General features: G+C 70.7%; 21 protein-coding genes. 11 read left to right on the top strand and 10 right to left on the bottom strand.

All coding sequences use genetic code 11. The features are described from left to right. Window positions 1-83: 83 nt before the first annotated feature. Entirely contained in the window at window positions 84-1,151 is a 1,068-nt protein-coding gene (locus AB0M95_RS04680) for a glucose-1-phosphate thymidylyltransferase (protein WP_358509639.1), read from the bottom strand. Between the two features lie 19 nt (window positions 1,152-1,170). After that, the gene (locus tag AB0M95_RS04675) at window positions 1,171-1,635 is read right to left on the bottom strand and encodes a GtrA family protein (protein ID WP_363759465.1); all 465 of its coding nucleotides are present in this window, start codon (window positions 1,633-1,635) and stop codon (window positions 1,171-1,173) included. Between the two features lie 102 nt (window positions 1,636-1,737). Between AB0M95_RS04675 and AB0M95_RS04670 the strand changes: the two genes are divergently transcribed. Next, the gene (locus AB0M95_RS04670; protein WP_363759462.1) at window positions 1,738-2,733 is read left to right on the top strand and encodes a glycosyltransferase family 2 protein; all 996 of its coding nucleotides are present in this window, start codon (window positions 1,738-1,740) and stop codon (window positions 2,731-2,733) included. On the opposite strand, the gene AB0M95_RS04665 is transcribed toward AB0M95_RS04670, so the two are convergent. After that, on the bottom strand, window positions 2,690-3,466 hold the full coding sequence (locus AB0M95_RS04665; protein WP_363759459.1) for a GNAT family N-acetyltransferase: 777 nt from the start codon (window positions 3,464-3,466) through the stop codon (window positions 2,690-2,692). The genes AB0M95_RS04670 and AB0M95_RS04665 overlap by 44 nt on opposite strands. Next, on the bottom strand, window positions 3,466-4,620 hold the full coding sequence (rffA, locus tag AB0M95_RS04660) for a dTDP-4-amino-4,6-dideoxygalactose transaminase (protein WP_363759456.1): 1,155 nt from the start codon (window positions 4,618-4,620) through the stop codon (window positions 3,466-3,468). Before rffA ends, AB0M95_RS04665 begins: the two co-directional genes overlap by 1 nt. A 344-nt stretch (window positions 4,621-4,964) precedes the next feature. Here rffA and AB0M95_RS04655 point away from each other — a divergent pair, with 344 nt between their 5' ends. After that, on the top strand, window positions 4,965-6,317 hold the full coding sequence (locus tag AB0M95_RS04655) for an oligosaccharide flippase family protein (RefSeq protein ID WP_363759453.1): 1,353 nt from the start codon (window positions 4,965-4,967) through the stop codon (window positions 6,315-6,317). On the opposite strand, the gene AB0M95_RS04650 is transcribed toward AB0M95_RS04655, so the two are convergent. Continuing rightward, window positions 6,293-8,659: a hypothetical protein gene (locus AB0M95_RS04650; RefSeq protein ID WP_363759450.1), complete on the bottom strand. Its 2,367-nt coding sequence runs from the start codon at window positions 8,657-8,659 to the stop codon at window positions 6,293-6,295. The genes AB0M95_RS04655 and AB0M95_RS04650 overlap by 25 nt on opposite strands. A 361-nt stretch (window positions 8,660-9,020) precedes the next feature. On the opposite strand from AB0M95_RS04650, the gene AB0M95_RS04645 reads away from it, so the two are divergent. The 4 genes from AB0M95_RS04645 to AB0M95_RS04630 are packed head-to-tail and all read left to right on the top strand — an operon-like array spanning window position 9,021 to window position 12,839. After that, window positions 9,021-9,962, top strand: coding sequence for a sulfotransferase (locus AB0M95_RS04645; protein WP_363759447.1), 942 nt, complete (start codon window positions 9,021-9,023; stop codon window positions 9,960-9,962). Window positions 9,963-9,991: 29 nt separating this feature from the next. Next, entirely contained in the window at window positions 9,992-10,624 is a 633-nt protein-coding gene (locus AB0M95_RS04640; RefSeq protein WP_363759444.1) for a class I SAM-dependent methyltransferase, read from the top strand. After that, window positions 10,617-11,696, top strand: coding sequence for a deacetylase (locus tag AB0M95_RS04635; protein WP_363759441.1), 1,080 nt, complete (start codon window positions 10,617-10,619; stop codon window positions 11,694-11,696). Before AB0M95_RS04640 ends, AB0M95_RS04635 begins: the two co-directional genes overlap by 8 nt. 27 nt (window positions 11,697-11,723) lie before the next feature. Next, a complete protein-coding gene (locus AB0M95_RS04630) occupies window positions 11,724-12,839 on the top strand; it encodes a glycosyltransferase (protein ID WP_363759438.1) in 1,116 nt (371 codons plus the stop codon). On the opposite strand, the gene AB0M95_RS04625 is transcribed toward AB0M95_RS04630, so the two are convergent. Then, on the bottom strand, window positions 12,818-14,074 hold the full coding sequence (locus tag AB0M95_RS04625; protein WP_363759435.1) for a hypothetical protein: 1,257 nt from the start codon (window positions 14,072-14,074) through the stop codon (window positions 12,818-12,820). The two genes, AB0M95_RS04630 and AB0M95_RS04625, sit on opposite strands and share 22 nt — an antisense overlap. A gap of 432 nt (window positions 14,075-14,506) precedes the next feature. On the opposite strand from AB0M95_RS04625, the gene AB0M95_RS04620 reads away from it, so the two are divergent. The 5 genes from AB0M95_RS04620 to AB0M95_RS04600 are packed head-to-tail and all read left to right on the top strand — an operon-like array spanning window position 14,507 to window position 20,234. Then, window positions 14,507-15,730: a glycosyltransferase gene (locus tag AB0M95_RS04620; protein WP_363759432.1), complete on the top strand. Its 1,224-nt coding sequence runs from the start codon at window positions 14,507-14,509 to the stop codon at window positions 15,728-15,730. Then, entirely contained in the window at window positions 15,727-16,692 is a 966-nt protein-coding gene (locus tag AB0M95_RS04615) for an NAD-dependent epimerase/dehydratase family protein (protein WP_363759429.1), read from the top strand. Before AB0M95_RS04620 ends, AB0M95_RS04615 begins: the two co-directional genes overlap by 4 nt. A 59-nt stretch (window positions 16,693-16,751) precedes the next feature. Next, window positions 16,752-17,750 (top strand): GDP-mannose 4,6-dehydratase, encoded by a 999-nt coding sequence (locus AB0M95_RS04610; RefSeq protein ID WP_363759426.1) that lies wholly within the window; start codon window positions 16,752-16,754, stop codon window positions 17,748-17,750. Next, window positions 17,747-18,784, top strand: a complete 1,038-nt coding sequence (locus tag AB0M95_RS04605; protein ID WP_363759423.1) for an MraY family glycosyltransferase — start codon at window positions 17,747-17,749, stop codon at window positions 18,782-18,784. Before AB0M95_RS04610 ends, AB0M95_RS04605 begins: the two co-directional genes overlap by 4 nt. Before the next feature lie 4 nt (window positions 18,785-18,788). After that, a complete protein-coding gene (locus AB0M95_RS04600; protein WP_363759420.1) occupies window positions 18,789-20,234 on the top strand; it encodes a polysaccharide biosynthesis tyrosine autokinase in 1,446 nt (481 codons plus the stop codon). Here AB0M95_RS04600 and AB0M95_RS04595 read toward each other — a convergent pair. The 4 genes from AB0M95_RS04595 to ugpC form a co-directional block, all read right to left on the bottom strand. Next, window positions 20,138-20,779 carry a hypothetical protein gene (locus tag AB0M95_RS04595; protein WP_363759417.1) on the bottom strand — a complete coding sequence of 214 codons (642 nt, stop codon included), beginning with the start codon at window positions 20,777-20,779 and terminating at the stop codon, window positions 20,138-20,140. The genes AB0M95_RS04600 and AB0M95_RS04595 overlap by 97 nt on opposite strands. Further along, window positions 20,763-22,523 carry a DUF4012 domain-containing protein gene (locus AB0M95_RS04590; protein WP_363759414.1) on the bottom strand — a complete coding sequence of 587 codons (1,761 nt, stop codon included), beginning with the start codon at window positions 22,521-22,523 and terminating at the stop codon, window positions 20,763-20,765. The genes AB0M95_RS04595 and AB0M95_RS04590 overlap by 17 nt, the downstream gene beginning before the upstream one ends. Beyond that, complete coding sequence (locus tag AB0M95_RS04585) at window positions 22,513-23,430, bottom strand: hypothetical protein (RefSeq protein ID WP_363759411.1); 918 nt, start codon at window positions 23,428-23,430, stop codon at window positions 22,513-22,515. Before AB0M95_RS04585 ends, AB0M95_RS04590 begins: the two co-directional genes overlap by 11 nt. 307 nt (window positions 23,431-23,737) lie before the next feature. Beyond that, window positions 23,738-24,958, bottom strand: coding sequence for a sn-glycerol-3-phosphate ABC transporter ATP-binding protein UgpC (gene ugpC / locus AB0M95_RS04580; protein WP_358509695.1), 1,221 nt, complete (start codon window positions 24,956-24,958; stop codon window positions 23,738-23,740). Window positions 24,959-24,973: the final 15 nt, after the last annotated feature.

Below are 24,973 nucleotides of genomic sequence, written 5' to 3'. Positions count from 1 at the left end.
TTCGCACGAACGCGGCCGGACGGGCCCGCGCCGGCCGACCGGGAGGTCCCCGGCCGACCGGCGCGCCCGATCCCGGCCGGATCTCAGACCTTCACCTGGATTCTGCTGTGGTCACCGACCATGAGTTCGTGGGTGTTGGCGACACCGGCCGCGCGGCTGACCTGGACGTTGCGCCCGATCAGCGAGTGCGCGATCCGCGAGACGCCGTCCACGGAGGAGCCGTCCAGGATGATCGAGTACTCGATCTCGGCGTTGCGCAGCTCGCAGCCGCGGCCGATCGACGTGAAGGGCCCCACGTACGATGAGACGATCTTGGTGTCCGCTCCGATCACGAGGGGCCCACGCAGGACGGAGTTCTCCACCACAGCGCCGGGCTCCACGACCACCCGTCCCGACGTCTCGCTCAGCGCGTCGATCGTGCCGGCGATGTCCGGTTCGACCGCCTCCAGGACGATGCGGTTGCACTCCAGGATGTCCTGCAGCCGACCCGTGTCCTTCCAGTAGCCGCTGACCAGGTGGGAGTGGACGCCGTATCCGTTGTCCACGAGCCACTGGATCGCGTCGGTGATCTCCAGCTCGCCCCGCGCGGACGGCTTGATCGCCCGCACGGCGTCGTGAACGGCGGGAGAGAAGGTGTACACGCCCACGATCGCCAGGTTGCTACGCGGGTGGTCGGGTTTCTCCTGCAACGCCAGGATCTCTCCCTGCGGCCCGAGTTCCGCGACCCCGTAGTACTGCGGCTCGGCCACCGGCGTCAGAAGGATCTGCGCGTCGTAGCCGCCCCGCCCGAACGCGTCGACCAGTCCGGTGATCCCTCCCACCAGGAAGTTGTCCCCGAGATACATCACGAAGGGGTCGTCGGCCAGGAACTCCCTGGCGATCAGGACGCAGTGCGCCAGGCCGTGGGGCGCGTCCTGGGGGATGTAGGTGACCGCGAGGCCGAAATCCGACCCGTCCCCCACGGCCGCCCTCACCTCGTCACCGGTGGTTCCGACGATGATGCCGACATCGGTGATGCCGGCGTCACGGATGGCCTCCAGCCCGTAGAACAGCACCGGCTTGTTGGCGACCGGGACCAGTTGCTTGGCCGAGGTGTGGGTGAGCGGCCGCAGCCGCGTCCCCTTGCCTCCGGCGAGTACGAGTGCCTTCATCGCTCATCGAATCCTTAAGTCACGACCGCCCGCGGTCACGAAACGCCCACAGGCGATTCATCGCATAATTCAGCGGCAGGCTCGTCACCATCAGGATGAACTGCGCCGCCAGTATCGGCAAACCGGCCCATTCCACGAGAACAGGAAGCCCCGCGAGGGACCACGCCAGGAATCCGATGCCCACCGCATAGAAGCGGACATAACCGGCGATCCAGGATTCCTTTCCGCCGGGAAAGACTACCAGCCGGTACCACGGATATACCATCACCACGGTCAGGAAATGGCTTGCCACCACCACGTACAGATAGGGAACGGCGCGACCAAGAAGTCGCAATCCGGCGACCAAGATTACGTAGTAGAGCAGAGCCGTGAGAGCGCCCCCCGCGAGGTATGTGATGAGGTGGCCGCCGGGCATACGGACGAGCCTGGCTATTTTGGGAACGGCACCCCGGTCGAGGCCGATCCGCTGTCTGGTTTCGACCATTCGGATTCCCCCGAACCGATGACGGACGGTCGCGTCCCCAACATCGTAATCGTTATGCGCATCGTGAACGCCGAACAACGGGGGAATTCAATGTCAGTGTCGGTGGTCGTTCCGTGTTATCGCTCCGCGCGCACGCTGCCGAAACTCCTCGACAGGCTCATGATCGTGCTGGACGGCATGTCCGTGCCGTACGAGGTGATCCTGGTGGTGGACGGAAGCCCGGACGACACCTGGGACGTCGCGGCGAGGCTCGCCGACCGGTTCGGGCCCGTGCGCGCCCTTCACCTGTCCCGCAACTACGGCCAGCACAACGCGCTGCTCGCCGGGGTGAGAGAGGCACGGCTGGAGGTCATCGTGACGCTGGACGACGACCTGCAGCATCCACCCGAGCAGATTCCGCTCCTGCTGGCCGCCCTCCACGGCGACCGCCTCGACCTCGTCTACGGCGTGCCGCACGAGGAGGAGCACGGGCCGCTGCGCAGCCTCGCGTCCCGGTCGGTCAAGGCCGCCATGGCGGGCGTGCTCGACGTCCGCACCGCGCGCATGATCAGCGCCTTCCGTGCCTTCCGCACGCACCTGCGCCAGGGATTCGAGGGGCTCACCGGACCGTACGCCTCGATCGACCTCGTGCTCTCCTGGGCCACGACCCGGGTCGGGTCGGTCAAGGTGCGCATGGACCGGCGTGACCACGGGCCCTCCAACTACACCCTCCGCATGCTGTGCCGTCACACCTCCAACATGCTCTTCGGTTACAGCTCCCTGCCGCTCCGCGTGGCCAGTTACCTCGGCTTCCTGGTCGGGGTCGTCGGACTGGTCCTCGGAGCCACCGTCCTGTGGAGCTTCGCCGTGGGCGCCACCACGGTGGCCGGGTTCACCAGCATCTGCTCGATGATCACGCTGTTCTCCTCGGCGCAGCTCATGTCCATCGGCGTCCTCGGGGAGTACGTCGGCCGCATCCACACGAGCGGGATGGGACGGCCGACGTACGTGGTCCGCGAGCGGATCGGTTCCGGCGCGGCGGCGAGCGTCCCGTCTCCGGCGGGCCCCATCGGGCTCACGAGGACGGGATCAGCCCCTTCCGCACCAGATGAACGGTGAGCAGGGTTCGTACCGGCTCGAATCCGTACCTGGCCCAGGCGCGCTGCACACCGGTGTTGTGGCCCTGGGTGGAGATGACCACCTCGGTGCCGCCGCGGGCACTCGCCCGCTCCTCCACGGCCGCGAGGAGGTGCGCGTACCGGTTGCGTCCTCGCTCCCCCGGCACCACGCCGGCCAGGAGGATCTCCGTCGCCGGCCCGTCGTCCGCCACGGTCGCCAGCCCGATCACGCGGCGCTCCCCTTCCCCCGGCCCCGGGCCGTACAGGGCGAGGCAGTCCCCCGCGGCGACCGGCCCCCGGGTCCAGTCCGCGTAGCACTCGCGCAGGTCATACGCCTCGAAGAGCGGATCGGCCCCATAGTGATTGCGGTACCCGGCGAAGATCTCGCCGACCAGCGCGCCCGCCGCCTCCGGGTCACGAAGCTCCCCCGTCCGCAGGCCCGGCGCCTGCGGCGCCCCTCGCCCTCGTCCCACGGCGAGACGCCAGTAGACCAGGGAGTCCGCCAGCAGAACGGTGCGGCCGGTGGTGAGCAGCTTCGCGAACCAGTCGATCCGCTCCGCCGGGTACCGAAGGACGATCACATCGGCTGCCGACTCCAGGATCGCCGCGCGCACCGGCGCGAACGACGGGTCGCTCTCGCCGCGCACCGTCAGCCGCTCGACCGGCCGTCCGAAGCGCGCGGATTCGAGCGGGGACGCCAGCGTCCGCACCGCCAGTACCTCCCGCGGGCCCATCAGGAGACCCGGTAGGAGGTCACCGCGTCGATCACGCGCCGCAGTTCCCGTTCCTCCAGGCCGGGGTACAGCGGGAGCCGGACCTGCCGGTCGGCGACGCTCTCCGCGACCGGGCAGCCGCCCGGGGCCGTCCGCCCGTACCTCTCCCCGGCCGGCGAGTTGTGCAGCGGGAAATAGTGGAAGACCGCCTGTACGCCGTGCCCGGCGAGGTGGCTGATCAGCGCCTGACGGTTGGCCATGTCCGGAAGCAGTAGATAGTAGATGTGCGCCGGGTGGGCGCATTCCGGCGGGACCACCGGGCGCGCGACCCCGTTGTCGTGAGCCCACGCCGCCAGGCTCTCGTGGTAGGCCCGCCACACGTCCTGCCGCCGCCGCTGGATCTCGCCGAACGACTCCAGCTGTGCCACCAGCTGTGCCGCGAGCGGCTCGGCCGGCATGAAGTTGGAGCCCACATCGACCCATCGGTACTTGTCCACCTGGCCGCGGAAGAACTCCCGCCGGTTGGTGCCCTTCTCCCGGATGATCTCGGCGCGCCAGGCGAGGTCGTCGTCGGCGACCAGCAGCGCGCCTCCCTCGCCGCACTGCACGTTCTTCGTCACGTGGAAGCTGAGCGCGCCGAGGCTTCCGAAGGTGCCGAGCGGCCGATCCCGGTAGGACCCACCCAGTCCGTGCGCGTTGTCCTCGACCAGCGCCAGGCCGTGGCGCTCCGCGAGCTTGGTGATCCGGTCCATCTCACAGCCGACGCCGGCATAGTGCGTGACCACGATGGCGCGGGTCCGCCCGGTGATCGCGGCCTCGATCCGCTCCTCGTCGATGTTGAGGGTGTCGGGACGGCAGTCCACGAACACCGGGACCGCGCCGCGCAGCACCCACACGCTCGCCGTGGACACGAAGGTGTACGACGGGACGATCACCTCGTCGCCCGGGTCCAGGCCGAGCAGGAGCGTCGACAGGTCCAGGGCCGTGGTCGCGGAGGTGGTGAGGACCACGTGCCCGGCTCCCGTGATCTCCCGCAGCAGCCGGGCGGCCCTCTCTCCGAACGGCCCGTATCCGGAGGACAATTTTCCGTGCATGGCCTCCGTAACATAGCCGAGCTGGTTTTCCGCGACGAATGTCCGGTGGTACGGGATCGCCGTCATATCTGTTGTGCTCACGAAAAACAATGAACACCGAGGCGGGCCGGAGTCGCACCGCCGAATGACCGCGCTTTGGCAAGTCCTTGCTCAAGCAGTCACCGGCCCTTCCACGCGGTGTCCGCCGGCCAAGTGACAGCGAACGGGCATATCACGCGTCGCACTCCAAAAGGCCGAATGCGACGAACGGCCGGAGGCGCCGCACCGGAGCGCGGCGGGCCGGTATCGGCGCGCCATTTCGATATGCTGGCCGAATTCAGGCCCGATGCCCTCGCCGAAAATACGGCTCGGCACGTCCGCATCGCGGTCGACGCGAGCCGGAGGTCGGAAATGAGCACCAGCCCGGGCGGAGTGGCGGCCGCCGGATGACCGGCGCGGCGAGGGCCCTGGTCCACACCATCGCTGCCCGGGGGGTCGTGACCGCCTCCTCGGCCGTGATCAGCGTGATCACCGCGCGCACCCTGCTCGCCGAGGGGCGGGGAGAGTACGCGGTGCTGATCGCCATCGCCTGGGCCGGCCTGGTACTCGGCGGGCTCTCGGCCGAGCAGGGGCAGGTGGTCCTGTGGGCCGACGCCGGGCTCCGTCCCGCGCTGACGGCGAACGCCCTGGTGCTCGGCATCCTCATGGGCGTGCTGACCGCTCCGGCCGTCGGTGCCGCCATGCTCCTTTCCGGATGGAGCGGCTCCTGCGCCGCCGTCATGCTGGCGGCCGTCCCGATCCTGATCGTGTGGGAGTACCTCTGCGGCATCGCGTTGCTGCGGGACAGGGCCCGCATCCTGAACAACGGCACGATGATCGGCTGCCTGGTGTGGTGCGCCTCGGTGATGGCCGCCGCGATGGCGGGATGGCTTACGGCCAAGGTGGCCTTCGCCCTGTGGGCGGCTTACGAGCTGGTCACCGTCGTCTACTTCGTGCACGCGCTCCGGCCGCGGCTGAGGGATTTCGACCACAGGCCGGCCCGTCGCACCGTGGGCGTCGGGCTGCGTTACCACCTCGGCCTCGTCTCCACGCAACTGCTTCCCCGGGTGGACGTGCTGATGGTGAGCGCGTTCTCCTCCACCGGCCAGGCCGGGCTCTACGCCGTCGCCACCACGCTCGCCGACCTGGCGCGCATACCGGTCGAGGCCCTGGTGAAGGTCGCGATGCCACGGCAGGTGGAGGGAGACCACGAGCGCGCGGTGGAGGTGACGCTGCGCGCGGTGCGCGCGGCCTTCGTCATGGCGCTGGTCACGGCCGGCGGCCTATGCGCGCTGGCGTCCGCGCTCGTCCCGCTCGTCTACGGGGACGCGTTCCGCGGAAGCGTGCTCCCCTTCCTCTGCCTCGCGCCCGGGATCGTGTCGGCGAGCGTCGCGCGGCCGATCTGGATCTTCCTGCTGCGCCTGGACCGGCCCTGGGTGGTCACCTCCATGTCGGTCGGGGCGCTGGTGCTGGACGTGACGCTCAACGCGCTGCTCATCCCCCGCTGGGGCGCCACGGGGTGCGCGGCCGTGACCGGCGTCGTGCTGACCGTGCTGGCCGGCACGCAGTGCGGGTGGTTCCTGCGGGCCACAGGAACGCCGGCGCGGCGTCTGCTCCCGCGGTGGCCGGAGATCGCCGTCGCGCTGTCGGCGGCGGCACGGGCGGCCGGCGACACCCCTCTCGCCGGGCGCGTCCTGGCCGGCCGGCGCGCCTCACGGGTGCGTGAGCCGGACGCTCACGAGCGGTCCGGCAGCCGGTAGACGGCGTAGTCGCCGGACCGGAACCGCAGGCCGGCGAGGGCGTCCAGAGAAGAGCCGGGACCGGTGAGGCGCAGGTCGACCAGCAGCCAGCGAACGTGGTACCGGTCGCGCAGCAGGCCGAGGGAGGCCGCGGTGGGGGTGTTGACGGCGGCGTCGTTCAGGCGCAGCAACTCCTGGTCCCAGAAGGGCGGGTACCGGTAGTCCTGGCCCGGCCGCCACCGGTCGTTCGCCCGGGTGGTGTAGCGCCAGCCCTCGACCAGAACGCGCCGCTCCGTAAGCGCGGCCGCCCAGAACTGACCGGCGTCGCACGGGTCCCGCCGTCCCCAATGGCAGTGGGAGTTGGTGGCGACCAGGTCATCGGGGGCGGAGTGGTCGCGCAGCCAGCGCGCCGCGGCCAGGGCGCCCTCCGGCACCGCGTCGGACTCCGACGCCACGGCATGGCCGACCTTGCCGAGGCCCTTCGCCGCGACCTTACCGGGAAGCCACAGCATCAGGCCGTATCCGCAGGCCGTGAGGCCGACGCCGGTGGCGGCGGCGGTCAGCAGGGCCGTGGCGCGAAGCCGTCCGATGGTCACGGCCAGCACGGCGCCGGCCAGGCCGATGCCGGCGAGCACGGTGAGGTAGGGCAGGAACAGGGTGATGGCGGGCCGGCCGGGAGCGAGGGGGACCGTCACGTGCCAGGCGAAGGCGACCAGGCAGACGCCCAGGACGGCGGTCACCAGGGCGCAGGCGGTCGCCCACGCGGGAACACGCGCGCGGCGCAGCAGGACGCGGGCGCCGTAGACGCTGACGATGACCAGGTAGGGGTAGACGGCGAACAGGAAGAAGAACTGGCTGTAGCCGGGGTGGTGGAAGAGCAGGGTGACCGCGTGCCCGGCGGCGGCCATGGCGAGCATGAACACCACCGCGGGCCGGGCGAGCAGCCGCCGGTCCGCCAGCAGCCCGGCGGCTCCGCACCAGGCGAACGCCAGGCACAACGCCAGCAACGCGCCGACGCCGAGCAGCCAGAGCGGGCCGGCGCCGGGCTGCCCGCCGAGTTCCTGCCAGCGCTGGCGCATGGCGGAGACCGGAGACAGAAGGATGCCTTGGCGGGCTTGCCCGAACAGCACGAGTTGGGCGTAGACCGTGCAGGCCAGGGTCATCGCCGCCGCGAGCAGGCCGGGCCACCGGGGCCCTCGCCGCAGCGCGGCCCCGACCGCGATCATCGCGACCAGCCCGGCCAGCAGCAAGGGCAGGAAGACCGCCTTGGCCCCCATCACGGCCACCATCAGCACGGCGGCCACCGTCCAGAGCCCGGCCCGCGACGGTACCCTCAGCGCCTGCGGCCCGGCTCGCCCGGTCAGCTGGTCCAGAACGAGAACGGCCAGCGCGGCGAACAGCAATGCGCCGAAGGTCTGCGTGGGACTGCGCCAGGCGGTCGACTGGACGCCGCCCCAGCCGAAGACCATGGTGGAGCTGAGGTACAGGCTCGGCGTGCCCACGAACACGGTGCCGGCCAGCACCGGCGCGGTGATCCCCCATGACCCGGCGACCCGCCGCGCCGTCATCGCGATCAGCACCAGGAACGCGGCCAGCATGGGCAGCACCGAAAGCCGCAGCACCAGGACGACAAGCTCCACCCCGGTGACCCAGCTCGATGCCGCGACGTGCGCGTAGGCGAACCAGTGATACAGCAACGGCTCGCCCGCCACCATCGGCGTCCGCGGCGGCACGTGGTGCTTCAACTCCGCCGCCAGCGCGAGATGGAACGGCTCGTCGTAGTCGCCCGCCCCCATGGCCGGCCAGCTCAGGGGGTTGTTACGGAAGAACGGGACGGCGCTCCACACGGTGAGCCCGGCGAAGGCGGCCGCGATCGCCCATGATGACCGGAGCGGCGCGCGGACCCGCGCGCCGCTCCGCCAGAACCGCCGCAGCCCGGGAACCAGGAGGAAGACCAGGTAGGTGGCGACCGGCCATGCCAGGACGAGCCGCGGCGCCCCGAGCGCGCGGGCGGGGATGTAGGTGAGGACCTCGAGGGCGTATCCCACCACCAGGCCGAGCGCGACCTCCTCGGCCACCGTACGCCGGCCCCGGTAGACGGCACGGACCACCAGCGTCCCCGGCAACGCGACACACAGCGCCAGGTACGCGCAGAACACCGCGATGTCCCGGCCCGGGGTCCCGAACCACGCCGCCATGGCCACGGCCACCAGTAGCCCGAACAGAGCCGGCGACCACACCCGCACCCGGGACGGCCGTTTCGGTGACGGCCCGCGCCCGCCCGGGCGCACCTCCGTCGGCGCGGTGTCGACCAGAAACTCCGACCGGCTCTCGGAGCCGGGGAACGACGAGGTATGGGCCATGCGGCAATTCTGGTCGGCGGGCTCCCGGGGACGCCCTTTCGAATACGCGCCCGACGGTATTGTTGCCGGTTCTTTGCCCGCGACCGCGAATGCCGCCGAAAACGACCGGTCACCGGTGCAGGCGGCAAGACGTTACGGGCGGATTCGGGAGCGCGCGCGGCGAATGGACGGACTCATCACGGAGGAACGGCCGGGGACCGGACGATACTGGCGCCGGACGATCTGGGCCGTCCGGTCAACCGCGACTATGAACATGGCAGCGATTCGGAAACTCGGCCGAAGCGCCGCGGACGGTCGTCCGGTGTGGGTGTACCTATGTTTCTTCGAACGTGCAGCCGCCGTGACACCGGGAGATCGCGTAATGGAAAACAGCCGCTCCATGGCGCGGAGCCAGGTCGCGACGGTGAATCCCGTCGATCCGCCCGGGAGCCTGAACCTCTCCTTTCTCCTCGGCACGGGGCGCTGCGGTTCCACGCTGCTGTACAAGGTGCTGACCCAGCATCCCCTGCTCGGTTTCCCGACCAATCTCGACGATCGGTACGGACGCCTCACGCCACCGCTCCGGCGGCTGGCGGCGGCCGTGCACCGGTGGTCGCGGCCGGGCTTCCCGCCGAAACGGGTACGGCCGAGCGAGGCGCAGGCGGCCCTGACCCGGGAGGTGTCGCCGCTGGTCGTCGACCCGTTCCGCGAGCTGGTGGCGGCCGACGTCACGCCCTGGCTGGCACGGCGGATGAGCTCGTTCTTCGAGGAGCGGGCCGTGCGCGAGGGGGTGGACCACTACGTGCACAAGTTCACCGGCTGGCCGCGCGCCGGCTTCCTCCTTGAGATCTTCCCTCAGGCTCGCTTCGTGCACATTCTGCGGGACGGGCGGGCGGTCGCCAGCTCGTGGACGCGGATGCCGTGGTGGCGGGGGCATCTCGGCCCCTGCGGCTGGCACTACGGGCCGCTGCCGGACGCGTACGCCGAGGAATGGGACCGCGGTGGGCGGTCGATGATCCATCTGGCCGGGATCGGCTGGAAGATCCTCATGGACGCGTACGAGCGCGCCCGGGCGACCGTTCCCCCCGACCAGTGGCTCGAGATCCGCTACGAGGACCTGGTCGACGATCCGCGCAAGCACATGATCATGATCCTTGAGTTCCTCGGCCTGCCGTGGACCTCCCGTTTCGACCACGGCTTCGGCCGTCACAGGTTCGAGAGCAGGCAGGTGGACGCCTTCCGCCGCGACCTCACCCCCGCCCAACTGGCGCTGTTGAACCGTTCTCTCGGCCCGCACCTCGGTGAACGGGGTTACGCGTTCTGACCGCGATATCGGATGTATGCAGGGGGCTCATGATGCAGACCACAGTGAAAAGGCTCAACAGGAAGATCGAGGTCGCGCGACGGCACGGAGCCGACAACGTCGCCAAGGCCCTCGTGGGAAAGGCGGTGCAGTTCCCCCTGTCGCTCATATTCGGCGGCGACCGATGGCACCTGCGGGGATTTCACACCACCAACTACAAGAAGATGGCGGTCGAGCTCGCCCGGACGGTGCCCGGACGGCTGGACGTCGTCGCCGAGGTGGGGTGCGGCCTCGGCGAAATCCTCAACCGGGTTCCGGCCGGACGCAGGCTCGGCTTCGACATCGACCGCGGCGTCATCGCCTGGGCCCGGTTCCTGCAGCGGTCGCGCCGGCCGAGGGCGGAGTTCGCCGTGGGCAGCTTCGACGCGCTGATCAAGCACGATGTCCGGGAGATCGACCTTCTGATCGCGATGGGCTGGTTCCATTACATGCCCGACGAGTGGATCGAGCACCAGACGCGCGCGCTGCTCGCCCTCAAGCGGGTCAGGTACGTGATGGTCGACGAGTTCCCCGAGCAGAAGGGCCGGATCGAGCGCATCTTCGACGGCTTCGGCGTCCGGGTGGACAGGCGTCACGACTGGCAGGACGACAAGCACCTGCTGCTCTACCGCTGCGATGTCTGATCCCCGGCCACCGGCCTCCGCGGCGGGGACCGGACGGAGCGACACCGGGCCGCGGCGGCCCGCCTTCATCATCACGATCGACGTCGAGGAGGACGACGCCTGGAGCGGCTCCGCGACGGGCACGACGCGGAACGCCGCCTTCCTGCCCCGTTTCCAGGCGCTGTGCGACAGGTACGGCCTTCCTCCCACCTATCTGGTCGACTGGACCATGGCCACCAGCCCGGCCTTCCAGGAGTTCGGCCGCGCGGTGCTGGAGCGCGACCGGGGTGAGCTGGGCATGCACCTGCACGCCTGGACCACGCCTCCGATCCTGCCGTTGACCGGGGCGGACCACCGGTACAAGCCGTTTCTGACGGACTATCCGGAGCACGTGATGGCCGCGAAGGTGACGACCGCGACGAGGGTCCTGCAGGACACCTTCCAGATCGCGCCGGTGAGCCACCGTGCCGGGCGGTGGACGCTGGACGAGACCTACGCGCGGATCCTCATCGAGCACGGGTATCTGGCCGACTGCTCGGTGACGCCGCACATCTCCTGGCGCGGCACCTCCGGGGCGCCCGGCGGGCGCGGCCCACGGGACTACACGGCCTTCCCGGAGAAGCCGTACTTCGTGGACCCGGGAGCGCTGCACAGAGCGGGTGGGTCGCCGCTGCTGGAGGTGCCGATGACCATCGTGCCCCGCCGCTACGGCGCCCTGGTGGAACGCACCCGCGCCCTGCTGTCCCGCAGCGGCCCGGCGGGACGCGTGGCGGGCAGGCTCTGGCCTTCGACGACCTGGATGCGCCCGAACGGCAGGAACCGCCGCGAGATGATCGAACTCGCACGGCGCGCGGTGCACTCCGGGCACGATCACGTCGAGTTCATGCTGCACTCCTCGGAGCTGATGCCGGGCGGCAGCCCGTACTTCCGGACCTTCCGGAGCGTCGAGGCGCTCTACGACGACATCGAGTCGCTCTTCGCGTTCGCCGCCGGCGCGTTCGAGGGGCTGACCCTCGCCGGATACCGGGCCCGGTTCGCCGCGAACGCGGGGCGGCCGCCGGAATCCGCGGCCGGGCCGCGACGGACCACATAGGCCACATAAGGGACAGAGGGAGACGCCGTGCGCCCCGTGCACGTCTGCGAAGTGATCAAGTCGCTCGCCAGGGTGGGCGGTGCCGAGGTCCTGCTCACCCGCCGACTGTGCGCGGCTCCCCCGGGCAGGCGCTACACCGTCGTGTGCCTGGAGGCCACCCCAACGCTCTTCCTGGAGCGGCTCCGGCGGCACGGCGTGGCCGTCGTCGACCTCACCTCCTGCCCCCGCCCGCTCAGGATGGCCCGGCTGGCGGCCGTGGTGCGGCGGCTGCGCCCGGACGTGCTCAACGTCCACTCCCCCCTGCCCGCGTCGGTGCTCCGGCCGGCCTCCCTCCTGTGGCGCCACCGGCCGATGCTGGTGTCCACCGTGCACAGCGTCCGGTTCCGCCTGCCGACCCTGCTCCTCGACCGCGCCACCGGGTGGCTGGACCACCACACCGTGGCCGTCTCCCCCGAGGTCGCGCGGAGCGTGACGACCCTGGGCGCGCGCCGCCTGTCGACCCGCGTGCACGGTGTCGACGTGGCGGAGCAGCGCCGCTGGGCGGCGGAGGCGGCGCTGATCAGGAAGGAGTGGGACGTGCCCGAAGACGCCTTCCTGATCGTGCACGCCGGCAACTTCCGGGCCGTCAAGAACCACGGCTTCCTCATCGAGGCGGCGGCCGAGCTGGCGGCCTCTGGGGAGACGCGCGCGACGTTCCTGCTCGCCGGATCGGGCCCGCTGTTCGCCGAGACGGCGCGGCGCGTCGCCGATCTGCGGCTCCCCCGTGTGCGCCTTCTCGGCCACGTGCCGGACGCCGCGCGCCTCATCGCCGCCGCCGACCTGCTGGTGCTCTGCTCCACCTACGAAGGGCTGCCGGTCGTCGTCATGGAGGCGCTCGCCGCGGGCGTTCCCGTGGTGTCCACCCGCGTCGGCGGCATCCCGGACCTCGTCGAGTCCGGCCGCAACGGCCTGCTCGTCCCGCCGGGCGATCCCAAGGCGTTCGCGGGGGCGATCCTGCGGGCGATGCGGCCGGACGTGCACGCCCGCTTGCGCGAAGGCGCGCGCGAGAGCGCGGGGACGCTCGACATCGGGGAGACCGCGAAGTGGTTCGACCGGTTGTACGACGAGGCGCCGCGCCGATCTCAGGTCAAGCCCGCCGGCTGAGCGGCCCGCTCCATCTCCGGCGGGGCCTGCTCCTCAGGAGGCGTCCGCGTCCACGCGAGCGCGCACAGCAGGCTCGTCACCATGACCAGGGGCATCCGCTGGCGGGCGATCAGCCCGATGTTGGCCATCGTGGTGGCGTAGACGAGGGCGCCGGGGATGACGAAGAGCAGGAGGATCAGCAGCATCCTGCGGTCGCCGCGCCACAGCCGGCGGGCGCCGGCCACCCCGAAGAAGAGCAGCACGTACCACACGCACGTGTCGATCTTGCCCAGTTGCAGCGCCAGGCTGCCGGGGGTCCACGGGAACGGGGAGAGCAGCGTGTAGACCAGCTTGGGGCCGAGCGCGCCCCACGCGAGGCCGCCGTCGTCGAAGGCGATGCCCGACCCGTGCCGCCACCCCGACAGGCCGGCGTTGGAGTTCTGCGCGGCCGGCGACTGGGCGTACTCCAGCTGGTTCCGCATCGCCTCGACCGGCTCGCTCTGCATCACGAACTCGAACTGGAACAACACGACCATCGCCAGGGCGGTGAGGGCGACCAGGCTCCGCACCGAGACGACGTGCTTCAGCCCGCTGATCCCGAGGGCCAGCGGGAGCACGCACATGAAGGCCATGTAGGGGCGGACGTTCCACAGCGCCCACAGGAGCGGCACGAGCATGAGCAGCCTGCCGAGGCTGAATCGTCGCGTGAGCGAGACTCCGACGGCCAGGGAGGCCACCACGAGCAGCGCGTTCAGGCCGTCCTTGTAGGTGTCGGAGGTGTGCAGCAGGAAGGCCGGCATGAAGGCCACCACGACGAGCAACCAGAACGCGGCCCGCTCGTCCGCGCCGAGCATCCTCGCGAACCTGTACATGACCACGCACAGCACACAGGCCATCAGGGCCATGAGCGCCGCGGAGGCCAGCGGGGCGGGGCCGTCGCAGATGTATCTGATCAAAGCCAGCAGGTTGCAGTGGAGCGCGGCCCCGTAGAGCCGCCCGGCGCCGCTGACCGTGACGTACGAGATGCCGTCCCGCCTCCACTGGTCGGCGATCTCCTGTGCCCACAGGTCGTACAGGACGTTGTCGCCGCCGTAGTCGAAGAGAGCGCCTCCCCTCAGCGACATGTGGGCGGCCAGGCGGGCCATGAAGGCGACCAGCAGCACCGGCAGCACCCGCTTCGCCGCCGTCGCGTCCAGACCGGCGCGGACGGCCAGGACCAGCGTCGCCGTGATCGCGACGACGATGAGAAATTCCATGAGGACCGGCTCCCCCCGCGCGGTTCGAGATCACACCCGGGGCCGACGGTCGCGGAACGCCCTGGATGAAGGCACTTCGCACGACGCTAGTGCCGGAGCGAGGCGGGAGATCGCCGCGGTCGCCTCGCCTGGCACGACGATGACCCGCACCGTGCGGACTTTTTCCCCCGCCCCGGCGGCCTTCGCGGACCCCGAACGGCTATTTCCCCTTCAATCCACAACTGTGCCACCGCCGGGTCATACGGCGGACAAATACGAAAACCACTGGAACGGATACTCCATCGAGCGGATCGCACCCGCTCCGCCACAAACCGGCCATGAGTGAGTACCGAATAAGGAAACACTTTTGCGGCCACCGCGACGGTGCGGCGAACGGAATAAATGGCGAGCTAGCTTCTTCGACGTGACCAGGCCCACCGCCAAGGAGCGCGCGTGAAGTCAGACGACCGGATCCGAGTCATGGAGATAATCGCGCGGTTGAACGTCGGCGGGCCGGCGACCCAGATATCCGGGTTGATCGAGCGGCTGAACCGCCGTGAATTCGACCACCGCCTGTACACCGGGTACGTCGAGGAGGACGAGGCCGACCATCTTCGGCTGAGCGGCTTCCCCGGGCACCCGGGCGCCCCTCCTGCCGAAGGTGAGCCGGACGGCCCGGCCGCGCGGGTGCACCGGGTTCACGGGCTCGGCCGGGCGATCAGGCCGTCCGACGACCTTCGCGCCCTGGCCCACCTCGTCGCCGCCATGCGCCGCTTCCGGCCGCACGTCGTGCACACCCGGACGGCCAAGGCGGGGGCCCTCGGCCGTCTCGCCTCCCTGTTGTCGGGGGTCGGCTCGGCCCGGGTGCACACCTTCCACGGTCACCTGCTCGACGGGTACTTCACCGGGGTCAAGCGCGCGGCGTACGTGCGTTCCGAACGCCTGCTGGCCTCGGTGTCGCACCGGCTGGTCACGGTCGGGGACCGCGTCCGCGAGGACCTTCTGGCCGCCGGGATCGGCACGCCGGGCCAGTACGTCGTCATCCCCCCTGGTGTCGGCGTCCGCGCGCTGCCGGCCCGTGAGGAGGCCCGGCGGGCCCTGAACCTCCCCCCGGACGCGCCCGTCGTGGCCTTCGTGGGGCGGCTGACCAAGGTGAAGCGGCCCGACCGCCTGCTCGCCACGGCACACGCCGTCCTCGGGTGGATCCCCGGCTGCCGGTTCGTGGTCTGCGGCGGTGGCGAGCTCCGCGAGGAGGTCGAGCTCGCCGCGGCGCGGCTTCCCGGGCCGGTCGTGTTCACCGGCTGGCGCGGCGACACCGGGACGGTCTACGCGGCCGCGGACGTCGTCCTGCTCACCTCGGACAACGAGGGCACGCCGCTCACCCTCATCGAGGCCGGCATGGCCGGCGTGCCGGTCGTGTCGACCCGCGTGGGCAGCGTCGGGGAGGTGGTGCTGGACGGCCGTACCGGTCTGCTCGCCGGCCGTGACCCCGCCGAGCTGGCGGGCCACGTCGTGCGGCTGCTCACCGATCCCGGGCTCGCCCGGACGATGGGCGAGTCCGCCCGCCGGTGGACCACCTCGGCCTTTCCCACCGAACGCCTGGTCTCCGACACCGAGGACCTTTACCGGTCGGTCGCGCGCGGCCGCCGGCCAGAAACCACGGAGGTAGACAGATGAGAGTGCTCGTGACCGGCGGGGCCGGGTTCATCGGCGCGAACCTGTGCCGGGCGCTGGCCGCCCGGCCCGACGTCGAGCGGATCACGGTCCTGGACGACCTCAGCGGCGGGGACCTCGTCAACCTCGCCGGGGTCGACGCCGAGTTCGTGCTGGGAAGCGTCCTGGACCGGCCGCTGCTGGCCGAGCTCGTCGCCGGCGCCACGACGGTGATCCACCTCGCGGCCATACCGTCCGTGCCCCGGTCCCTGAAGGATCCGATGACCTCGCACGCCGTCAACGCCACCGGCACCGTGAACGTGCTGGAGGCGTGCCGGCGCACCAGGCCGCATGTGATCGTCGCGTCGTCGTCCTCGGTGTACGGGGACAGCCCAGAGGCGTTCAAGCACGAGGACCTGCCCACCCGGCCGCTCAGCCCTTACGGCGCCGGGAAGCTCGCCGCCGAGAGCTACACGCTGGCCTACGGGCAGAGCTACGACCTGCGGGTGCTGGCGTTCCGGTTCTTCAACGTCTACGGGCCGCTGCAACCGGCCGACCACGCCTACGCGGCCGTCGTGCCGGCGTTCGTCTCGGCGGTCCTGCGCGGCGAGCCGGTCCCCATCTACGGCGACGGCACGCAGGCCCGGGACTTCACGTACGTCGAATCCGTGACGGGAGTGCTGGCCGACGCGGCGGCCCGGCGCGTGACCAGCCCCGTGCCGGTCAATCTCGCGTTCGGCACGCGCGTCTCCCTCCTGGAGCTGAAGCACACGCTCGCGACCGTGCTCGGACGTCCAGTCGAGGCCACCCTCCTGCCGCCCCGGACCGGCGACATCCGCGACTCGCGATCCTCTCCCCGGCTGCTCGGAGAACTGTTCCCGGACCTGCCGCCCGTCCCGCTGGAGGAAGGGCTCCGCCGGACGGTGGCCTGGTTCCAGACGTTCCTGCGCCCGGTGACGGGCCACGAGATCAACGCGGCCATCTGATGGAACACGGCCACCGAATCGACCACCAAGCACGTCCTCGCACGCTCACAGGAGAAGCCGTGAACGACTCGCCAGGGAAGACCTACCTGATAACCGGCGGGAGCGGGTTCATCGGATCCCATCTGACCGATTCCCTGCTCGCCCGGGGTGACTCCGTGTTCATCCTGGACAACCTGTCGACCGGGCGCCTCGCCAACATCGAACACGTCATCGGCCATCCGCGCCTCCGGTTCGTCCAGGGGTCGGTGCTGGACGAGCTGATCGTCGACGAGCTGGTGCACCGGTGCGACGTCGTCGTCCACCTCGCCGCGGCGGTCGGCGTGAAACTGATCGTCGAGCATCCGCTGCGGTCACTGACGACCAACATCCGCGGGTCCGAGATCGTCATCGAGGCGGCGCACCGCTACCGCCGGAAGATCATGATCACCAGCACGAGCGAGATCTACGGGAAGAACTCCGGCGGCCCGCTCTCGGAGCTCTCCGACCGCGTGCTCGGCAGCCCGGCGGTGGTCAGGTGGGCCTACAGCACGGCCAAGGCGGTCGACGAGATCCTCGCCAACGCCTACCACAAGGAACGCGACCTGCCGACCGTCATCGTGCGGCTGTTCAACACGGTCGGGCCGCGGCAGAGCCCCGCCTACGGGATGGTCATCCCGCGCCTCATCCGGCAGGCGCTCGGCGGCACGCCGCTCACCGTCTTCGGGGACGGCACGCAGACCCGGTGCTTCGCCCATGTGGCGGACGTGGTGGTCGCGCTGCAGGAGCTGCTGGACCGCGAGGAGGCGATCGGCGAGACGTTCAACGTCGGCGCCTCGCACGAGGTCACCATCCTGGAACTGGCCAAGATGATCATCGAGCTGACCGGGACGACCAGCGGGATCGACAACATCCCGTACGCCGAGGCGTACGAGACGGGCTTCGAGGACATGACCCGCCGGGTCCCCGACACGGCGAAGCTGCACGCCCTCACCGGATGGACGCCGCGGCGCTCACTCCTCGACATCCTGCGGGAGACCATCGTCGAGGCCCGCGGCGAGCTGGTGACGTCGCTGAGATGAACGCGTTGACCATCCTCGTGACCGGGCTCGCCGGTTTCCTGCTCACCACGCTCGCGACGGGGCCGCTCGGCCGGCTCGCGACGCGCTGGGGACTCACCGACCGCCCGGGCGGATACAAGGCGCACGCCCGCCCGATCCCCTACCTCGGGGGAGTCGCGATCATGCTGGGCACCATCGCTCCCGTGATCGTCATCGTCGGCCTGAACGATTTCACGCTGGCCGTGGTGATCAGCGCCGCCGTGGCGGTGGCGCTGCTCGGCCTGATCGACGACATCGCGCCGCTCTCCCCCCTCACCCGGCTCGGCGTCGAGTCGGTGGCGGCGGGCGGGGTCGTGCTGAGCGGGATCCAGGCCCCCGTCACGGGCGGCTGGCTGGACGTCCCTCTGACGATCCTGTGGATCGTCCTGATCACGAACTCGTTCAATCTGCTGGACAACCAGGACGGCGCGCTCGGCGCCATCACGACGGCGGGGGCGGCCATGCTCGCCGTCACGGCCTTCGCCGCCGGCCGGCCGATGATCGGCATGCTGCTGACCGCGCTCTGCTGCGCCGGACTGGGATTCCTGCTGCACAACTGGGCGCCGGCCAGGGTGTTCATGGGCGACTCCGGCTCGCTGTTCATCGGCTTCGTCCTCGCCTGCTCGGCCACGGCGGTGGTGACGGACCACGGCCTCGACCAGGTGATCGGCAGTCTGCTCCTGCCCACCTTCGTCGCCACGATCGACACCGGGGTGGTCCTGCTGTCCCGGGCGCGCGCCGGACGTCCCTTGCTGCTCGGCGGCACCGACCACCTGTCCCACCGCCTCAACGCGCTCGGCTTCGGCGTCCGGCTCACGGCCGTCGTCCTGGCCGGCGCCGCGGCCGTGTCGGGCGCGCTCAACCTGGCGATGACGCTGAATCTCACCTCGCCCCTCGTCACCACGGTCGCCGCCGTCGCCGCGGCCATCGTGCTCATCGGAATCCTGCAGAAAGCGCACAGCCCGGTGCCGGGCCACGCCGGCGAACCTGCCGTCAGCATCACTGAAAGGCGTTAATCAGGTGCAAGGTCTCTACTACCTCCGGCTCATGCGCGCGCATTGGGCGGTCATCGCGCTGACGCTGATCGTCTCCGCCGCCGCGGCCATGGCCATCACCGCCAACACGCCGCCGAAGTACGAGGCACAGATCAGCATGCTGGTGACGGGGTACGACAAGGAGGGCAGTCTCGCCACCGCCATCCAGGCGGGCGCGCTCTCCCAGCAGCGGGTGCAGTCGTACGCGAACCTCGTGCCCAGCCGGCGGGTGGTCGGCCAGATCACGAGCCCGGACGACGTCGGGCGCGTCCAGGCCGCCGTCAAGGCCGAGGCCATTCCCATGACCACCCTGATCAGGGTCACCGTCACCGACAAGGATCCCGCCCGCGCGGCACTGCTGGCCAACAAGCTGGGCGTGGCGTTCCCTCGGGTGATCGGCCAGCTCGAGCGCCCCAGCCGGTCGAGCCCTTCCACGGTCAAGGTGACGGTGGTGGACCAGGCGAGCGTCCCGGCGAGACCGATCAGCCCGCGCCCGCTGACCAACCTCGTCATCGCGGAGCTGATCGCGCTGATCGTCGTCTTCGGGGCGCTGGTGCTGCGCGATCGCATGGACACGACCATCAAGACGGCCGAGACGCTGCAGGCCGTGTCGAAGAGCCCGACCATCGGGGTGATCGGGCGCGAACGTGACGCGCAGCGGCATCCCCTGATCCTCCGCGACCGCGGCAGATCGTCCAGGGCCGAGGCGTTCCGGGCGATGCGCACGAATCTGCAGTTCATCAGCGTCGACCGGCGGCCGCGATCGCTGGTGATCACCAGCTGCCTCGCCGGGGAGGGGAAGACCTCGATCGCCGTCAACCTCGCCATCGTGCTCGCCCAGGCCGACTGGCGGGTCATGATCGTGGACGCCGACCTGCGCCGCCCGCGCGTCGCCGACCACCTCGGCCTCGAAGGGGCGGCGGGACTCACCGACGTGCTCATCGGCTCGGCGTCGCTGGAGGACGTGGCCCAGACCTGGGGACCGCCTTCCCTCACCGTGCTGACGAGCGGTCAGATCCCGCCGAACCCCAGTGAGCTGCTCAACTCCCAGGGGATGTGCAAGCTGCTCGGCACGCTCACCGAAAAGTACGACATCGTCATCATCGACACCCCCCCGCTCCTGCCGGTGACCGACGGAGCCTCGCTGGCCGCCGTCTGTGACAGCACGCTGCTCATCGCCCGGCACGGCAAGACACGCGCGGGGCACATCGCGCGCGCGACCGAGATGCTGTCGTCCATCAACGCGCGCGTCGTGGGAACCGTGCTGAACTTCGTGCCGACCAAGGCCGACGGCTCGTACGGCTACGAGGACAAGTACGAGCCGGATGACGGCGCTCAGCGGATGCCGGTCGAGGTCGGGGCGGCCCCGGCGGTCAGCGTCGCGAGCGGGGCCGACAGGCCGGCGACGATCAGCCGGGCGGCCGACCTGTAGGCGAGCATCGAGCCGCCGAATGGGTCGGGGACGTCAGGGGCCTCCACCCGGACCAGCCCGCGCAGCGGCCGCGCCCGGGCGAGGAGGGCGTGTGCCCGCCGCGCCGGGTCCCCCGCCTGGGCGATCTCCACCGCTGACCGGGGCCGCGCGAGCACGGCCCCGGTCAGCGCGCCGAACTCGACGATGGTGAAGACCCGGCCGGCGATCCGCGGACGGCCCTGCACCACGAGGCCGCGATGCGCGGTGGTGGCGGTCAGGATCAGGTCGGCCTCCTCCACCATCCGCGAGGTCAGCCGGCGCGAGGCGAACCCCGAGGGATCGCCGCCCAGCTTCTCCAGCACACGCGCCGCCCTGCGCGTCATCGGCCGTCCGGAGACGGCGCGCACGCCGGCGCTCTCCACGACGACGGGCGAGCACGCGCCCAGCACGGCACGGGTGTACCGCTCGGCGATGGCGGAGCGGCAGATGTTGCCGGTACAGACGAACAGCAGGCGGAACCGTCCCTCACGTGGCGCGATACCGCCCGGATCAGGGCGGGCAGCCATTCCGGTCCTGGGTGATCCGGGTGTCCTGCGAACGGGCCAGGGGCTGCACCGGGACCACGGGGGACGCCCCGGAACCCGGTTCCACGAGGTCGAGTTCCCATGTCCTGGACTGCCCGGGGGCCAGCTCCAGGAGGGTGGAGTAGACCGGGTGGGACCTCTCGGCCTCCTTGATGGCCGTGACGGGGCGGCCGTCCAGGCGGGCCCCGGTGAGCTCGGTGCCGAGCCCGGCGTACAGCGACACCCACAGCAGGTTGGACCCGGGCACGTGGGGAATCCCGGGGCTGTCCAGCCTGCCGGTGACGTAGGAGGGCAGCGCGACGCGGGGCACGTCGTTGGTGAGCCGGATCCGCACGCGCGTCTGCCGCCGGCCGCCCCGGCAGGGGCCCAGCGTGTACTCCAGGGAGCGGTTCAGGTAGTAGTCCAGCTTGCCACCGGCCGAGTTGTTGACCACCAGCCCGGCGTACGGTCCCGGCAGGCGCGGCAGCACACCGCCGAGCGCGGTGGCGGACAGGCGCCGCTGCTCGGCGTCGCGGCGGCTCCATATCTGGAGCCTGCGCTCCTCGGCCATGGGCTTGAGCACGGGCAGCACGTGGGAGGGCCCGGGGAAGGACTTGGGCAGCGCCTCGCCGACGGCCGTGGCGATCGCGATGAGGAAACGCTTGCGCCTCACCGGGTCGGGATAGCGGGCGTAGGCCGCGCGCTCGGTCAGGTCGACGACGTTGGAGGTGGTCACCTGCTCCCCGCCCGGGAGGGTGACCGGCCCGACCAGGCCGAGCACGTAGGACAGACCCACCGGGTCGATCGCGATGGCGCCGTCCAGCCGCCGGCCGGTCTGGCGCTCCCACATCGCGGTCCAGGTCTTGGCGGCGTAGGGGAAGTGCGGGGAGAGATTGGAGACCGAGAGGAGCCGGGCCGCGCCGTCGCCGTACCGCGCGCGAAACGCCGGGCCGTGGTCGGTGACGGGGCGGGCGCTGGAGCTCAGGTCGTTGTCGGCGGCCAGCCGCGTGACGCGGACACGGCCCCGGTCGGCGGAAAGGATACCGAAGGCGCCGACGAGGCCGCCGGTCCCCCGTGACTCCGCGTTGGTCTGGAAGGCCAGGAAGTAGCGGCGCGGGCCGTCATCGCCCAGCATCGGAGGGATCAGGTCCGCGGCGGTCGCCGCACCGCCGACCCAGCCGCGCAGCCGGTCCAGCTCGTACAGGACCTTGCTCCGCGTCTCGTCCACGGAGGCCACCCGGGTGCGCGCGGGGGTGGCCGCCAAACGGTCCCGCGCCCGCGTGAGCCGGGCGGCGGCTCCGTGCAGAACCGGAGCCGCCCCCCTGAGACCGGCCAGGAGCCGGTGAGCGTCGTCCGCGGAACCGGACTCGGCCGTGAGGATGGACGTGCCGACCCCCTGAAGGCCGGTCAGCACGCCGGTGATCTCGGCCGCGGACTCGGCCAGCCCCCTCACGGTCATGGCGCCGTCACCCATCACCGGCAGGTGGGTGAGCAGCGACCAGTCCGCCCCGCCGGTGAGGCGCCGCGCCTCGGCCGCGTGGCGGTGGGCGTCGGCGAGCGTGACGGCCACCCGGTCGAGATCACGGGCGCTCATCACCGCGCGCAGGTGCATCAGAGCGTCCCTGGTCGCCTGCAGGTGGTCGCGCACGCTGAGCCCGACATACGCCGACCAGCCCCCGTACGACGCCACGACGAGCACCGGCACGAGGGAGCCGGCGACGAGCCACCGGCGACGTCTAGCGTGCACCAGTGGATCGGCGGCGCCGCACGGAGATCAGGACACCGGCGGCTCCGGCGACCAGCAGGGCGCCACCGACCCCTGCCAGCGCGGTCACGGGCGCTCCCGTGAACGGGAGCTGCTTCCCGGCGTGCTGTCCGCCCGCCTGCTTCTCACCGGCAGGCTGGTGACCACCGGCCGCGGGCGCTTCCGCACCCCCGCCTCCAGGACCACCGTGCCCGCCGTCGTGGCCGACATGGCCATGGTGGTCCGAGTGGTCACCGCCTCCGCCGCCGTCGTCGGCGTTCTCCAGGTGGAGCAGCTTGTCGGCCTTGATGATTTCCTGATCACCATCTGAATCGTGGTGGTTCCTGTCGGCCACCGTGGCGACATGGTCGGCATGGTCATCCTGCTCGGCGTCGGGCTCGTTCGTCACGGCGTCGTCGTGCTCCTTGCCGTCCTCGTCATGGCCGTGCTCCTTGCCGTCCTCGTCGTGATGGTGGTGGTGGCACTTCTTGCATTCGCTGGCGTCGCGGGTGACGATGTTGCTCGCCGCCGACTCGTTACCCTGGGCGTCCCGCGCCCTCACGAAATACGAGACCGTGTCGCAGCACCGGCGCTTGTCGATGTATGTCAGGACATTGCCGGGCACCGTGGCGATCAGGTGGAACGACGGATCGCCGGCGTAGATGTCGTAGGCGACCACGCCAGGGCGCGGCGGGTAGCCGTCCTCGGGCGGGTCCCACTTCAGCTTGATGAGTTTCTTGGTGATCTGGAAAAGTCTCAGATTCCTCGGCGCGTTCGGCTGCCGGATCTCAAGGCGGAAGGGCTCCGCACGCACGACAGGCGTCGAAGCGGTCGGCCCGGTCGGCGCGGTCGCGGCCACCGCCGCGGCACCCGTCCCCGACCCCACGGCACCGGCCAGGACCAATGCCAAGAACGTAGGTATAGTGCGTTTCCCAGCCATTCAGGACTCTCCGATGGGCGCGGTTCCGGCTGCGGGAGACATCGCCCGTAAGCCGAGCGGGATGTCGACGCAACCGTTCTACGCACCCAAGCGGAAAGGCGGACACCCGGCGCACCGCTTTTGCGGAACCATCACATGCCATTCCTCCTTCCTTGACCGCGAAAAGCCGTGAAACGCGAAAAAGCCCCCGCCGTGGGAGGGGTGCACGGCGGGGGCTTCTCGCCCGGAAGGCTGGTTCGCGGGGGGCGCGGCGCCGCGAGGGGCGCCGCGCGGGACCTCAGCGGCCGACGTTGACCGGGTGGCCGATGGCCAGACCGCTGTCGGTGTCGAAGAAGTGCAGGTTGTGGGTGTCGACCGCCAGCTCGATGTTCTGGCCGGGGCGGACGTGGCTGCGCGCGTTGACACGGGCCGTCCACAGCGACTTGTCGCCGACCAGGGGCAGCGCGGCCTCTTCGTCCTCTCCGGAGTCCTGCGCGGCGACGGTGTCCTTGTGCTCGACCGGCGGGGCGTCGATGAGGAACAGGACGTTGATCTCGCTGCCGAGTTCCTCGGTGACCTCCGCGCGGGTCGGGATGCGGGCCCAGCCGCCGGAGCTGCCGTTGGCGGCCGCGGCGTCCTCGAAGTCGGAGGGGCGGATGCCGAGGATGAGCTTCTTGCCGAGGTACTGGTCCAGGCCGGGCTTCTCGGCGAACGTCGAGTCCGGCACCGGCAGCTTGTAGCCGGCGAAGGCCACGGCGGCGCCGCCGTCGCCGCGCACGAGCTCGGCGTTGACGAAGTTCATGGACGGGGAGCCCATGAAGCCCGCGACGAACAGGTTGACCGGGCTGTCGAACAGGTTCTGCGGGGTGTCGACCTGCTGGAGCAGGCCATCGCGCAGGACGCAGACGCGGTCGCCGAGGGTCATGGCCTCGACCTGGTCGTGGGTGACGTACACCGTGGTGACGCCGAGGCGCTCGTGCAGGGTGTTCAGCGAGGCGCGCATCGACACGCGGAGCTTGGCGTCCAGGTTGGACAGCGGCTCGTCCATGAGGAAGGCCTGCGGCTCGCGGACGATGGCGCGGCCCATGGCGACGCGCTGGCGCTGGCCACCGGACAGGGCGGCGGGCTTGCGCTTGAGGTACTGGTCGAGGCCGAGCATCTTGGCGGCCTCCTGGACGCGCTTGGCGATCTCGGCCTTGGGCATCTTCCGCAGCTTCAGGCCGAAGGCGAGGTTCTCCTCGACCGTCATGTGCGGGTACAGCGCGTAGTTCTGGAAGACCATCGCGATGTCGCGGTCCTTCGGCGGCAGGTGGTTGACCACCCGGTCGCCGATGGAGATCTCGCCGCCGCTGATGTCCTCCAGACCGGCGACCATGCGCAGCGCCGTGGACTTGCCACATCCCGACGGGCCGACGAGCACCATGAACTCGCCGTCCTTGATCTCCAGATTGAGGCCGTTAACGGCCTTCACCCCGCCGGCGTAGATCTTGTCGACGTTGCGCAGAACGATTGATGCCATGGCAGTCCTTCGTGC

Source organism: Sphaerisporangium sp. NPDC051017 (genome assembly GCF_040683095.1).
Taxonomy (GTDB): Bacteria; Actinomycetota; Actinomycetes; order Streptosporangiales; family Streptosporangiaceae; genus Sphaerisporangium.
Note: the sequence above shows the minus strand (reverse complement) of the source record. Positions and strands in the feature narration are given on the sequence as shown.

Coding starts and splice junctions, on each gene's coding strand:
- AB0M95_RS04595 (WP_363759417.1), bottom strand. CDS start 20,779: ATGGCTGCCCGCCCTGATCCGGGCGGTATCGCGCCACGTGAGGGACGG.
- AB0M95_RS04640 (WP_363759444.1), top strand. CDS start 9,992: ATGATGCAGACCACAGTGAAAAGGCTCAACAGGAAGATCGAGGTCGCG.
- AB0M95_RS04635 (WP_363759441.1), top strand. CDS start 10,617: ATGTCTGATCCCCGGCCACCGGCCTCCGCGGCGGGGACCGGACGGAGC.
- AB0M95_RS04615 (WP_363759429.1), top strand. CDS start 15,727: ATGAGAGTGCTCGTGACCGGCGGGGCCGGGTTCATCGGCGCGAACCTG.
- AB0M95_RS04665 (WP_363759459.1), bottom strand. CDS start 3,466: ATGGGCCCGCGGGAGGTACTGGCGGTGCGGACGCTGGCGTCCCCGCTC.
- AB0M95_RS04605 (WP_363759423.1), top strand. CDS start 17,747: ATGAACGCGTTGACCATCCTCGTGACCGGGCTCGCCGGTTTCCTGCTC.
- AB0M95_RS04645 (WP_363759447.1), top strand. CDS start 9,021: ATGGAAAACAGCCGCTCCATGGCGCGGAGCCAGGTCGCGACGGTGAAT.
- AB0M95_RS04675 (WP_363759465.1), bottom strand. CDS start 1,635: ATGGTCGAAACCAGACAGCGGATCGGCCTCGACCGGGGTGCCGTTCCC.
- AB0M95_RS04655 (WP_363759453.1), top strand. CDS start 4,965: ATGACCGGCGCGGCGAGGGCCCTGGTCCACACCATCGCTGCCCGGGGG.
- AB0M95_RS04625 (WP_363759435.1), bottom strand. CDS start 14,074: ATGGAATTTCTCATCGTCGTCGCGATCACGGCGACGCTGGTCCTGGCC.
- AB0M95_RS04650 (WP_363759450.1), bottom strand. CDS start 8,659: ATGGCCCATACCTCGTCGTTCCCCGGCTCCGAGAGCCGGTCGGAGTTT.
- ugpC (WP_358509695.1), bottom strand. CDS start 24,958: ATGGCATCAATCGTTCTGCGCAACGTCGACAAGATCTACGCCGGCGGG.
- AB0M95_RS04680 (WP_358509639.1), bottom strand. CDS start 1,151: ATGAAGGCACTCGTACTCGCCGGAGGCAAGGGGACGCGGCTGCGGCCG.